This window comes from Nocardioides sp., from assembly GCF_035576065.1.
Taxonomy (GTDB): domain Bacteria; phylum Actinomycetota; class Actinomycetes; order Propionibacteriales; family Nocardioidaceae; genus Nocardioides.
In genome coordinates, this window is sequence record NZ_DATLWX010000013.1 from 43,861 (window position 1) to 56,589 (window position 12,729).

Annotated in this window: 11 protein-coding genes; all 11 read right to left on the reverse strand. The window is 70.8% G+C overall.

What is annotated here, in order from left to right; genetic code table 11:
* Positions 1 to 3: 3 nt before the first annotated feature.
* From VNJ48_RS06470 to VNJ48_RS06520, 11 genes are read right to left on the reverse strand one after another with little or no spacing between them, the layout of a single operon-like run.
* Positions 4 to 2,550, reverse strand: coding sequence for a putative baseplate assembly protein (locus tag VNJ48_RS06470; protein WP_325600278.1), 2,547 nt, complete (start codon positions 2,548 to 2,550; stop codon positions 4 to 6).
* A complete protein-coding gene (locus VNJ48_RS06475) occupies positions 2,547 to 2,966 on the reverse strand; it encodes a GPW/gp25 family protein (RefSeq protein ID WP_325600280.1) in 420 nt (139 codons plus the stop codon). Before VNJ48_RS06475 ends, VNJ48_RS06470 begins: the two co-directional genes overlap by 4 nt.
* A complete protein-coding gene (locus VNJ48_RS06480; protein WP_325600282.1) occupies positions 2,963 to 4,603 on the reverse strand; it encodes a hypothetical protein in 1,641 nt (546 codons plus the stop codon). Before VNJ48_RS06480 ends, VNJ48_RS06475 begins: the two co-directional genes overlap by 4 nt.
* Complete coding sequence (locus VNJ48_RS06485; RefSeq protein ID WP_325600284.1) at positions 4,600 to 5,301, reverse strand: phage baseplate assembly protein V; 702 nt, start codon at positions 5,299 to 5,301, stop codon at positions 4,600 to 4,602. Before VNJ48_RS06485 ends, VNJ48_RS06480 begins: the two co-directional genes overlap by 4 nt.
* A complete protein-coding gene (locus tag VNJ48_RS06490; RefSeq protein ID WP_325600286.1) occupies positions 5,298 to 6,377 on the reverse strand; it encodes a phage late control D family protein in 1,080 nt (359 codons plus the stop codon). The genes VNJ48_RS06485 and VNJ48_RS06490 overlap by 4 nt, the downstream gene beginning before the upstream one ends.
* Positions 6,377 to 6,538 carry a hypothetical protein gene (locus VNJ48_RS06495; protein ID WP_325600288.1) on the reverse strand — a complete coding sequence of 54 codons (162 nt, stop codon included), beginning with the start codon at positions 6,536 to 6,538 and terminating at the stop codon, positions 6,377 to 6,379. The genes VNJ48_RS06490 and VNJ48_RS06495 overlap by 1 nt, the downstream gene beginning before the upstream one ends.
* 10 nt (positions 6,539 to 6,548) lie before the next feature.
* The gene (locus VNJ48_RS06500; RefSeq protein WP_325600290.1) at positions 6,549 to 7,412 is read right to left on the reverse strand and encodes a LysM peptidoglycan-binding domain-containing protein; all 864 of its coding nucleotides are present in this window, start codon (positions 7,410 to 7,412) and stop codon (positions 6,549 to 6,551) included.
* A complete protein-coding gene (locus tag VNJ48_RS06505) occupies positions 7,412 to 8,044 on the reverse strand; it encodes a phage tail protein (RefSeq protein ID WP_325600292.1) in 633 nt (210 codons plus the stop codon). Before VNJ48_RS06505 ends, VNJ48_RS06500 begins: the two co-directional genes overlap by 1 nt.
* Position 8,045: 1 nt before the next feature.
* A complete protein-coding gene (locus tag VNJ48_RS06510; protein ID WP_325600294.1) occupies positions 8,046 to 10,307 on the reverse strand; it encodes a phage tail sheath C-terminal domain-containing protein in 2,262 nt (753 codons plus the stop codon).
* 10 nt (positions 10,308 to 10,317) lie between these two features.
* Complete coding sequence (locus VNJ48_RS06515) at positions 10,318 to 10,770, reverse strand: phage tail protein (RefSeq protein WP_325600295.1); 453 nt, start codon at positions 10,768 to 10,770, stop codon at positions 10,318 to 10,320.
* 25 nt (positions 10,771 to 10,795) lie between these two features.
* Complete coding sequence (locus VNJ48_RS06520) at positions 10,796 to 12,709, reverse strand: phage tail sheath subtilisin-like domain-containing protein (RefSeq protein ID WP_325600297.1); 1,914 nt, start codon at positions 12,707 to 12,709, stop codon at positions 10,796 to 10,798.
* Positions 12,710 to 12,729 lie beyond the last annotated feature (20 nt).

Below are 12,729 nucleotides of genomic sequence, written 5' to 3' on the forward strand. Positions count from 1 at the left end.
GCCTCAGCACGTGTCCGGGACGACAGGGACAGGGACAATGTGCGTGCTGATCGCCTGGCTGCCGGCGATCAGGGTCGCCGGGTCGACGGCGGGTGGCGGGCCGCAGAAGACTGTGGCCGCGGGCAACTCCAGACCGGACATCGCGATCGTGTCGACAGGCGACAGCACCGAGCCGTCCGGTCCGATCGTGGCCAGCAGCACCTTGTCGACGTACCGCACCCCGAGAACGCGGGTGGCGACCGCCTCGATGTCTTGTGCTCGCAGACTCACGCCCAGGGGCCAGCCGGTCCCACTGGACGGGCGGGTCGTCCGGATCAGCCCGTCGTCGACGGTCTCCTCGGGCAGGCCTCCGGTCAGCGGCGAGAGGAACTCCTCCACCGCCCGGGTCACGGCCTGCTCGACGATCGAGGGCACCTGGCCGGGGAGTGGCACGACCCCGATCGATGCCCACACCGGCATATACACCGGCCCGCGCACGTGCAGCTCGGTGGTGACCAGCCGCCGGGGGGCCAGCCAGGTGCACACCGCGTCGAGGAACAGCCGGTCGGGCAGTGGGGACTTCGGCCGGACCGGGTCGGACCGGGGGATCACCATCACGGTGACCATGCCCGGCCAGTCCTGGGGCGGCCCGCTGACCGTCGGGTTGAACAGCGGCAGGGTCTCGACCCGGCCCAGGTCGACCCCGGGGGTGCGTCGGGTCAGGTCGGTGAAGTCGTCCATGGTGACCAGACGGTCGCGGTGCCGCAGCCACCGGGTGATGGCGGCCTCGCCGTCCGCGACACTCTCGCCGGCGCTCGCACCCCACGTCGGCACCGGGTTGGCCACCGCGAACCCGCCGGGCAGGGCGACGCTCTTCTTGATCCCACCGATCGCGACCTGGCCCTGCGGCCCGCCGCCATACCAATAGGACGCCCGGATCCGGGCGCCGCGCGTCGGCCGCAGGCCGGAGAGGCCGCTGCCGAAGGTGATCGTGCCCGTTGCCGCGTCCACCGTGTAGGCACGTTCCTCGCGCCCGGCCGCAAAGATGTCGTCGATCTGGTGCCAGCTGACCCAGGTGCCGTCGATCTCCTGGACCTCGACGCTCACCCCCGTGACGTGGGGTACGGCGGGGAGAGGTGCCCCGATCACCGGCGTGTTCGCGAGCCGGACCACGTGGAAGGGCGTCCCCGGCGCTAGGCCGAGTGATTCTTGGCGCACCGCCACGGCCTGCACGACCCGGGTCGCGTTGACCCCGACCCAGGTGATCCGGCCGGTCGCGGTGGCCGTTGCGCTGGTCGGCGCGGACGGGAAGGGACTCCCGTCGCCGTCGCAGCAGCAGCCCGCCATCGACAGGTCGGGCATGGCGGGTGCGCTCTCGGCGACGACGACCTCTGCGACGGCGCCCGCCGCCGCGCTCGGGGCCGACCCGGCGCCCTGGCCGGCGCCGCACCCGCAGCCCGATGACCCGGAGCCCACGGCGTGGTGCCCGGCCGCGACGGCAGGCACAGGGGCCGCGGTGACCGCTGTCGCGACCTCCTCCGCCAGGGGTGGATAGCGCAGGCGCACCCAGGTGACCACCCGGCGAGCGACGGCGGCGTCGTCGATGCGGGGCGGGAAGTCCCCGGTGCCGTCCTCCTCCGGGTCGAATTCCCAGAGCAGGAGCTGCTCATAGGCCGGGAGCGTCACGTGGATCAGCCCGGGGGACTCGAGCACGGGCTCGGCATAGGTGACCGGGAGGCGCGTGTAGCGCGGGCCCCCCACCCCGAGGCCCTGACCCGCGACGTCCAGGGGGTCGGTCGGATCGGGTTCGGGTGCGGCGATCTCCACGACGAGCCCGGGGTCGAGGCTGCCGACGTCGGTGTGGAGCGGCGGGAGGACCTTCCCGGGCAGCGCCACTTCAGGATAGACGCCGATCGACAGCGTCTGGCCTGCGATCGCTCGGCGGACGTCCGCCGACTCCCGGCCGGCCTGGCCGAGCAGCGCCACCCACAGCGAGCGGTCGATCGTGCCGTTGAGCTGATCGCCGAGGTCGACGACCGGGTCCGGCTTGCCGGTCGCGGGCGGGTCCAGGGAGACCGACCGATAGAAGGTCAGGACGTCGGCGTCGGACTCGAGGAAGGTCTGATAGAGCAGTTGGTAGTGCGCCAGGGTCGCCGCGTCGAGCTGCTGCGGCTGCTTGTAGTAGGCCGCGGCCGTCACTGGCAAGACGGCGACCGGGTTGGCGGTCAGGAACGGCACCTGGCCGGCCCGCACCTCGCTCCCGACGGGCACGGGGAGCATCGGCAACGGCGCCTTGTCGTTGCTGATCGTGACCAGCCCGACGCCCGGCGAGGCCGGCTGGAGGCCGATGCCGAGCATGTTCAGGAACTTCAGCCGGTTGGCCTCGGGGATCCGATTGCCCCGATAGAGGAGGTTCTCGGTCAGGAAGGAGAACAGCTCCAGGATGGTGACACCGGGGTCGCTCTCGTTGAGGTTGGTCCACTCGGGCGTGTGCACCGGCACCCGAGCCCGCACCTCGCGCACGAGCTGGGCGTAGGACCGGTCGTCGAGGGCCGGGATGGGGATGGTCACGATGCCTCCAGTTCGCCTGAGCCGCTGACAGTGAGCTGCATGCGCTCGCGAATGCCGGTGGCGACGAGCGTGTAGGCGATGGTCACGTCGACGGCACGGGAATCGGCCGGGCTGACCGACGCGGTGACACCGTCGACGCGGATGCGCGGCTCCCAACGGGCGAGCGACTGCTGCACGTCCTCGCTGATCAGCCGCAGGGTTGCCACGTTGTTGGGTTCGTAGAGATAGCGGTCCAACCCACAGCCGAAGGCCGGCATCTCGACCCGCTCTCCGGGCCGGGTGCGCAGGATCGTGCAGATGCACTCGCGGACGTTGAGCTCGCCGGCCGACCACACCAGGCCGCCGTCGGGGCCGACCCGGGGTGGGAAGGAGATGCCGCGCCCATACAGGACGCCGTCGGCAGTCAGGCCGCTCATGGCGTGGGTCCGGGCGGAGTCTTGGTCGGCACCGGCACCGGGAAGCAGATCTTCAGGAAGGGCATCCAGAAGAACACGATGTTCAGCAGCAACAAGAAGATGAACATCACGATGAAGGCGACCAGGAAGATGATCTGCAGCGAGAACGAGCAGATCCACCCGAGGGCGATGCCGTTGTCGGGTCCCATCGGGTCGCCCTTGAGCATCTCCGGGGTCACCCGGTCGAGCGCTCGCTGCAGCCCCGGTGGCAGCTCGATGGCGACCCCGCGGTCGAACTGCCGCATGTTCGTCACATCCGGCATCTGCAGCAAGATCTTGCGCGCCGGGGCGTCCGCGTCGAGGGCTCGGGCCAGCTCGAACCGGTGCGTGGGTGCACTGATCACGGGTTCGCACGGCGCGTGGTCATAGACGACCCGGATCACATAGGTCGTCCCCGAACCTGCGGGTGCGCCGGGCAGTGGCTCCTCACGCTCCAGAATCATCCCCTCGAGCTCGGGCGGCACTACCGGCGCCTCGGGCGCCACCGCGAGTGCGGCCCGGGCCAGTCCGGACAGGCTGGTCGCCGAGGTGGGGCCGGCCAGCCAGGAGCCCAACCCGCTGACCTGGTCGAGGCGATACTTCGTGCTGGGTCCGGCGATCTCGGCGCCGGTCACCAGCGGGCGGAAGGGGACGGTGGCCGCCAAGGCCGCGCGCAGGGTGACACTGCCGCCGCCCTGGAGCGGGACGTCGACGTCCTCGAGGGCGTCGAGCAGGTCGCCGACCGCCCCGGTAAGGCTGCCGCCGCCGACGATCGCCTGGTGCACGGTCGACAGGTGCTGAGCCAGCCAGTCGCCGAGGTCGAGCAGCAGGAAGAGCGAGGCATAGCTCGGGTTGGCCGGTGCTGGGAGCGGGGGAAGCATCCGCCGCCACGGGTCGATGACGCGCTGGTGGAGCCAGCTGTGGATCGGGTCGGGCCAGCCGCCCGGCGGCGCCGGGGTGGTGATCAGCTCGGCGAGCTTCTTGGCCGGGTCCGGCATCGGGCGCGCCAACGTCTCGCGAACCCCGACCGGGATGTAGCCATAGAACAACGTGCGGCCCGACCCCGACTCCAGGCCGAGACCCAGGGCGGCGGTCGTCGATCCGGCCGCGGCGTAGGGGGCCACGGGCGCCGGAAGCATCGGATGGCGCTGCTCGCCGTCGAGGAGGCCGGCTCCCGCGGGCAGCCAGCTGCCGGTCTTGCCCGAGCCCGGCACGAAGCCCTCCTCGGTGCCGTTGGCGCGGAGTCGTCGCATCACGAAGAACGCCGACTCACCCGCACCGACGACGTGGTCGGGGATCCCGGGGCGGCGGCACACGAGCTCGGCGGCGACGAAGTAGTAGCGCTGGCTGAGCGGCTGGAAGAGTCGGTATGGCGCCGTCGACACCCCGCCCACGGTCGTCTCTGGGGCCAGGTCGGCCAGGTCGGCGGGAGATCCCGCGGTGCCCGCGAGCAGGCCGAGGAAGTCGTCGACGAACGTGTCGGTCTTCAGCTCGGCGATCCAGGGGTTGAGCAGTCCGGCGGCAGCGGTCCCGACGGGTCCGCTGTCCCAGAGCGGGGAGGGCGCCAGCCATTGGACCACCTCGCGGCGGCCGAGTGGAGCGATCGCGACGGCGGTCACCAGACGTTCCCAGCGCCCGGGGTGTAGGCCGAGCTCACCACCGTGGTGGCGAGCAGGGTGTCCACCTTGACCACTCCGCTGAACGTCGACATCGGCACGTTGGCCGTGATCGTGGACGCGCTGATGTCGATGGTGCTGGCGCTCATGCTGAGCTTCCCGCTGGTCTGCACGGTGATCCCGCTCGAGGCGAGCTCCACCGAGTTGCCCAGCGGATCCTCGACCCGCAGCGTCTGGCCCGCGTCGGACAGGGTGACCTTGCGCCCACCCGGCGTCGACAGGGTCAGCACCTCGGCGCCGTCGTGGTCGTCGAAGACGATCCGGATGTCACCGCGCGAGACGATGGCGCGGATGTTGTTGTCGCTGTCGATGGCCTCGGGTGCCGCGTCCTGGCCGTTCCAGAGCGCCCCGACGACATAGGGGTGGTCGGGACTGCCCGCACCGAACCCGACCAGCACCTCGTCGTCGATCTCCGGGATGAACCAGGTGCCGCGCGCGTTGCCGGCCATCGTGGTCGCGAGCCGCGCCCACGCGTCATAGGACTCGGAGCCGTCGGGTGCCCAGGGCAGCACCACGCGGACCCGGCCCTGGCCGTCGGGGTCCTGGTTGTCGCTGACGGTGGCGGGATAGACGCCGTACCACCGCCCGGTGCCCGGGTTGTTGATCGGCGGCGTGAGTGCCGGCAGCAGGTGGATCGTCACGAGACCGCCCCGATCCCGACTCGCTCGACGTCGAACTCGGTGCCATAGCCGTTGACCAGGTCGAAGCGGTGGCTGGTGCGCACGACCCGGTATTCGCCCGAGAACAAGTCGCCCAGCCGGTCGATGGCCACGCGGGAGCCGACGCGGAGGCCCGGCGTCCCGTCGGTGACGCCGGTGCCGGTCACGAACCGGCGCGCCCGCTCGAGATAGGCCGCCTTGGCCCGGCCCCGGGCGTCCTCGGTGGTCAGCGGCTCGGCGAGGACGAGACGCTCGTGCCGTTCGCCCAGCGCCTCGGCCAGGACGTCGGAGCCCGACGAGTCGCCGCCGGCCAACTCCGCGCCCAGGTCTCCGGAGTCGGCGGTCTCCTCGATGACGTCCTTGTCGGCGACCGACCAGCCGGTCACCGCGACGTCGCTCACCTGGTGGGCCAGGTCGGCGGTGACGTGGAAGGCGCTCAGGCTGGCGCCATAGCTGAGGGTGACGGTGCCGACGTCGCGGTCCACGCGCCGCTGCAGGTGGAGGCCGCCGCCGTCCAGCCAAACCTCGGCGCCGTCGGCTCGGGCGAGGTCGCGCAGGAAGGCGAGGTCGCTGAGGTTGAGCTGGTTGACCACGCGACGCGTTGGGCCGTCGAGGTCGATCGAGGGAGTGAGGCCGTGGTCGGCGGCCAGGGATTCGGCGATGTCGGCGGTTGAGACGTCGCTGAAGGTGCGGGTGCGCCGAGCGAGCCGGAAGTCCTGGAGCCGGTCCTCGGCGCAGAAGCTGAAGGTGACCGCCTCGGCCTCCGTGAAACTGGCGCTGAGGGCGCTGATTCGGCCCGCGAAGAGCTCGGTCTCGTCGTGCGCCGGGCCGAGGCTCACCGTGACCTCGGCTCCGAAGTCGAAGGTCCCGCGGTCCAGGTAGGGATAGTTGCGCGAGGTGCGGTCTCGGGGGACGTTGATCAGCCGCGCCTCCAGGGAGCTCATGCCCCAGATGTCCTCATCGACACTCAGCGAGAGCAGGTCCTCTCGGGCGGCGAGCATCTCCTGCCCGCCGACGACCAGCTTGGGCGTGGACGAATACAACGACAGGGTCGGCATCAGTCGGCCCTCAGCCGATCGGCGCGTACGGCGAGTGCCCGCTGCCACGCCCCGAGCGACCGGGAGATGTCGGGACCGGGGGCTGCCTGCGGCTCGGCGGCCGGCGCCAGCGGCTCAGGCGCGATGCTCGTCACCTCGACCTCGTTGATGATCACCGGCATCGTCGACTCCTCATCCCACGTCGATTCGTGCGCTCGCGTCGAGCACGGTCCCCGTCGGCAGCAGCCGCGGGTTGTCGATGCCGTTGGCTGCGGCCACCGCCTGCCAGCTGGCGCCGGTGCGCGCCGCGATCGCCTGGAGGCTCTCGCCGGACGCGCTCATGGTGAGCGGCGTCGTCCCCACTCCTGCCGAGGCCCCGATGGAGGCCCCGATGGAGGCCCCGATGGAGGCCCCGACGGAGGCACCGACGGAGGCACCGGCCGACACCCCGGCCGAGGCGCTGGCGCCCACCGAGGCGCTGGCCCCGAAGGAGGCCGAGGCGCCGAACGAGGCCGACGCACCGACCGACGCACCGATTGAGGCGGAGGCCCCGATCGCGCCGCCGAAGCCGCCGCTGCCGTCGCCCGCGCTGGCGGGATCGGCGGGGGCGACCTCGCTGAGCGAGATCCGCACGTCCGCGCGCAGCGGGACGCCGACGTCGGAGAAGAAGTCGATGGTCTGGCTGAGCGAGGTGACCGTCCCGTAGTAGAGGAACGCGCCCCAACTGAAGCGGAGCACCTTGCGTGCGGGGGCGTTGTCGCTCTTGGGGGTGGGCTTCGTGAACATCACCAGCTGGTCGGTTCGGGCCTGCACCGACGACCCGTCCCGTGAGGTGTCGAAGGTGAGCTCGAACGACAGGCTGCTGCTCGAGCCCGTCTGCTGGGTCGGGGCCGAGCTGTAGGTGCCCGACGATGTGGGGGCAGTGCCCTGGGTGGGACCGGTCGGGGTGTGCGTCAACGACAGGCTCTTGGGGTCGAAGTCGACGACGAAGTCGATGCCGCCCGAGATGGCGGTGCCCTTGTCGAGGTCCCACTCGGTGATCTGCGCGGTGCCCATCAGCCGAACCCCCCGCCGATGCCCCCGCTGATCCCGGCGCTCGCACTGGCCCCGACGCCGAAGCCCGCGCCAGCGCTGACGCCCCCGCTGATCCCGGCGCTCGCGGAGACCGAGACGCCCGCGCTGAAGCCGACGGACGCACCGATCGAGAAGCCTGCGTTCGAGCCTGCCGGTCCGACCACCAGCTGCTCATAGACCAAGGTGAGCTCCTCCACCGCGACCAGGCCGTCGCGGGCGTTGAGGCTGGGTGCGCGCATCTTGACCGGGAGAGCGCCGAGCACGGTGAACTGCGTGGCGGCGTCACCGGCAGCGGTCCACAGGGTGATCTCCCCGTGTGCGGTGAGCACCGAGCCGGGCCGGGTGCCGTGGCTGAACCACGTCCACAGCTGGGTGTTGTGGGTCATGCCGCGTTTGAGCGTGAGCTGTCCGTTGGCGATCGGGCCGATCAGGTGCTGCTGCCGGTCGTTGACCCCGCCGGACTCGACGGTCTTGTGGGTCATGGTCAGGTCGAGCCCGTCGCACTCGGCGAAGGCCGCCTCGCACAGCGGGCTCTCGAGCCCTGCAGTGGGCTCGTCCAGGTCGAGCACCACCTCGAACCGGAAGGTGGTGAGCGGGTGCGTGTCGATCGCCATCTCAGCCCTCCAGGACGTCGAGGAGGCCCTCGCCGGTGCGGACGAGGGTCACGGTGATGAACTCGATCGGGCTGGTCGGGGCGATCCGGAGCACGACGATGAAGCGCCCGGCGTCCTGGTCCTCGGGGGTGTTGACCCCGCCCGCGACCTCGACCCGGAATCCGTGGATGGCACCGCGTTGGACCAGGGCGTTCAGGATCCGGTCGAACCGCATCCGGACCAGCTGGCGGAAGCGGTCGTTGTTGATCTCGAAGGTGTAGCGCACGCCGAGTCGCAGACAGATCTTCCGCAGCAGGATGAGGAGTCGGCGCACGCTCAGCTGGAGGACCTGCGGGTCTCCGGTCATCGTGTGCGCGCTGAGGGCGGTGAAGGTGCCGGGGTGTTGGGTGAACAGGTTGGCGTGCGCGTCGAAGAGCCGCTTCTGGTCCTGCTCGCTCAGCGGCTGCGGGCTGGCCAGCCGGACGACTCCCCGAAGGGGGATCCCGGCCGGCGCCAACCAGGCCCCGCGCGCCAGCTCGCGGGCCGCGACCATGCCGGCCGCGGCGCCGTCGGGAGCCACGTCGCGCAGCACCGAGCGGGTGCCCTGCTGGTCAGTGACGACCGAGACCCACGGATGCCAGTAGGCCGCATAGCCAAGTGGTGACGTGCCGGTGTTGTTGCCGTCGGCGATGCGCGACTCGGCCGACAGGCGGGCTCGCCAGGCGAGGGTGTCGACCACGTCGAAGTGCTTCGGCACGCTGAGGATCGCGACCCGGTCGGCGGTGGCCGCGCACAGGACCACCAGAGCCGCCTGGATGCTGCGGAGCCCGGCATCGTCATAGGACGCGACCGGGTCGAGCATCGGGAGCAGGTCGACCGGCGTCGGCGGCTCGGGCGGCTCCTCGGCCACCGGTTCGGGCCGATTGTCGGAGCAGCAGTGGAAGTCCGACCAGTTCTCCGGCTCCTGTTCAGGCTCCGGCGGTGGCTCCGGCGGCGGGGGTGCCGCGAAGGGGATCCAGCCCCGGTTGAGCGCGTCGGGGACCGAGATCATCGCCACCTCGTCGATGCCGACCAGGGCGTGGATGCCGCGCAGGCGCCGCGGGGTGTGACTCAGCACGGTCAGCTGCTCCGCGTGCGGCACCAGGCTGAACACCGTGTCCGTCGCCAGCTCCGGCTCGAGGAACCACGCCCAGTCCGCGGCCGGGTCGAAGGTGTCGAGGTCGTCGGTGCCGACCTGCAGCGGCGCCGGCAGGTCGTCGTCGGGAGGTGCGACCGACGCCGCCTGCGCCATCGCGACGGGTACCGCGACGCCGTTCGCCAACGCCGTGGTGGTGTCGGCGTCCTGGCGCAGGAACTGGGATCGGGTGAGGTCCGGACCGCCATCGCCGGCTGGTTGGAGGATCCCGGACCAGGACGGCCGGATCGCGAGGGTGGTCGGGACCGAGGCATCGCCGAAGGCCAGGTCGTCGTCCTTGGCCAGCACCCGGGACTCGTCGACGTGACCATGACCGACCACCAGGCACAGCCGGTGCAGGCGCACCTCGTCGAGCGCAACATCGTCGGGCAGCAGGGCGAGCAGGGCTGGCTGGGGCACCGTCGGATCCGAGAGGTCGAAGGTCACCTCGAAGTCGGTGGACACCGTGCCGGCCCCGGCGTCGACCGCGAGCACCCGCACATAGAGACCGGCACTTGACGCGTCGAGCCGGAGCAGGTCACCTGCCTGCACACTTGCGGTCGCCAGTCTGCCCACGGGCAGCAGGCCCGGCAGCTCCGCCGTACGCCGTGTGTAGTTGCCGACCACCGGCAGCGCCCGGGTGAGGAGCTCGGCCCGAACCGTCGTGCCCACCGACCAGGCTCCGGGCCACGCGGACTCGACGACTGCGTCCTTGGTCGTTCCGTCCGCCTGCCAGACCTGCAACCCGGGGACCTGCCAGCGTCCGGGAACCGCGGCCGGCCCCGCGACCCGGACGACGTGGCAGCGGCGCCCGCCATTGTCGAAGAAGGCCCGCACCGCGCTCGGGAGCTGCGCCTGCACGGGCGTGCGCTGCTCCTGGGCCAGCGCGAGGTCGCCACCGAAGACGGCGGCAAATTGCGTCGCGTCGGCCACGGCGATCGGCGTGTGCAGCGGCCCCTTCGCGGCGAAGCCCACAAACGCGGCCACGTCGAGGCGCACCGGCTCCTCGGCCGCAGGCAGCGCCGGGTCGCACGCGACTCCAGGGAGTCGCCCGCGGAAGGTCAGCGCGCCGGTGGGGGACCCGTCGAGATCGGGCAGGACGGTGGTCATCGGCGCCGGATCACTCGATCTCGATGTCCTCGATCGAGAGCACGAGCTCCTCGATCGCGACGTCGGTCCCCGTCTTGGCGTTCAGCGAGGGGGCTGTGTAGCGGATGGGCCGCGCGTTGGTGAGCTTCCAGGTCATGACCGGGCCCTCGTGCGCCTCGTCCTGCAGGCTGATCGTCACCGACCGCTGCACCTTCGCGCCCTTGCGCACGTCGTCGACCCATTGATAGAGGTCGAGACTGCCCATCACGCCGCGCTTGAAGGTCACGTCCCCGACTTTGTAGACGCCGTTGACCTTGACCGGTCGGTTCACCTTGGAGTTGCCGTTGCGATAGTCCGCCGAGGTGACCTCGATGTTCATCCCGCTGACCTCCTGGAAGCCCGCCAGCACGCTGGCGCTGTCGCCGTTGGAGAAGTCCACGAGGAAGTTGAAGCTGCCGTAGGGGTTGTCGCGGGTGGTTGCCATTGCTGCTCCTCGAACTCGTTGTGGTCTAGGCGGTGGTGGCCGTCAGTTGGCCGATCCGGAAGATCACGAACTCGGCCGGTCGGGCGGCGGCGATGCCGACGACGCAGATCAGGCGGCCTTGGTCGAGGTCGTCCGAGGTCATGGTCGAGGCGTCGCAGCGGACGAAGAACCCGTGCTCCGGCTTGGACCCGAGCAGTGCTCCGGAACGCCACTCGTTGAGGAGGAAGCCCTCGACCGTATGGCGGACGGCGTCCCAGAGCGCCGGGCCGTTGATCTCGAAGACGCACCACTGGGTGCCCTCGTCGATCGATTTCTCGACATAATTGAAATATCGACGAAGGTTGAGATATTTCCACTCGGGGTCGTCGGAGATGGTGCGCGCACCCCAGACCAAGAAGCCCGAGCCGGGGAAGTAACGCAGGCAGTTCACGCCCTGCGGGTTGAGCAGCTCCTGCTGCGGCTTGTTCAACCGGATCTCGAGGTCGAGGGCCGAGCGGACCGGCTCGTTGGCGGGCGCCTTGATCACGCCGCGGGCGTTGTCGCTGCGGGCCCAGATCCCCGTCATGAACGGCGCCGGGGGCACATTGATCCGGTTGCCGTCGACCGGATGCGCCACCGTGAGCCACGGGTAGTAGAGCGACGCGTGCGTCGAGGACCCGAGGTTGCGGAAGTCCAGGGCGTCACCCGGCAACAGGCCGGCGGGGGTGTCGAGCGCGGCGGTGCGATATTGCATCCGCTCGCAGTGCGTGACCACCTCGCTGTTGACGGCCTGGGTGTAGGCACCGACGGTGTTGGCGGCGGCTCCCCAGCCGCCGGCGGCGCCGGGGGCACAGACGGTGGAGATGTCCTCGATCGGCTCGAACGCCAGTAGCCCGTTGAGCAGGCTGTCGGCTGGGTTCGGATTGACGGTGTCGGCCGCCTGCAGGTCGACGAACATCGGGCTGCCCTCATAGGTCGTCGACGTCGGGCGGTCACCATCGCCGCCCCCAGCGAACACCAGGGTCACCTGCCGTTCCTCGACCGACGTCGCCGCTTCGGTGGCCGTCTTGAGGATCGCGTCGGTGAAGATCTCCCCGACGACCGCGACGGTCCACTTGGCGGGGTCGTTGGGCAGTGACGCCGCGGGCTCGAAGGCGATCGGCACCGTCATCGCCTGGCCGCGAGACGGCGGGTTGGCGGTGAGGACCGTCGTCACTCCGGTGCCGATGGCACGCTGGTCGAAGCCGAACTCGCCGACGGCCGTCCTGGGCCCATATGTCGCCTGGCCCTGCCGGTTGAGGGTGGGGGTCTGGGTCTCCACCAGGACCGTGAGCAGGTGGACGCCGACCCCGGCGACCAGGGTCGTCAGGTCCAGAGCGCCCGAGCCCTGGCCGACCAGCTCCATCGCGTCCGTGGCCGGGTTGTGAGCGACGACATAGACCTTGCCGGCCGCGCCGGGCGTCGCCGAGTTGGGCACCCACACGGTGTCGAAGGGTCGCACCCGGGTGAGCGCCGACGTGCTGCCCTGACCGACCTTGATGCTGTTGCCGACGCGGAGCGTGAAGGTCGCTCGAACCCGGCCCGCCTGTCCGGGGAAGCGGGCGATGGCGGGCAGCTTGGAGGTCGCGCCGAAGGTCGCAGTCGCGTGGTCCTTGCGCAGGTCGGCGTCGGCATACTCGAAGAGCCGGGCGACATAGAGGCTGCCGCCGCCCTCCTCGAAGAAGCCGCGGACCGCGATCGCCATGTGGTTGGTCGTCGGCGAGTCATCGAGGTCGAGGTCGACGGCGTCGCCATAGATCCGGACATAGTCGGCATACGACGTCAGCAGCCGTGGCCGGCCACTCGTCGGGCCATAGCGAGTCGGGCCGACGAAGGCAGCCGTGGTCGTGCTGACTCCGGCGATGGTGCGAGGCCCGGAGATCTCTTCGACGTACACACCTGGGGCTAGGTATTGGGGCATGGCGAGATCGCCTCCACATC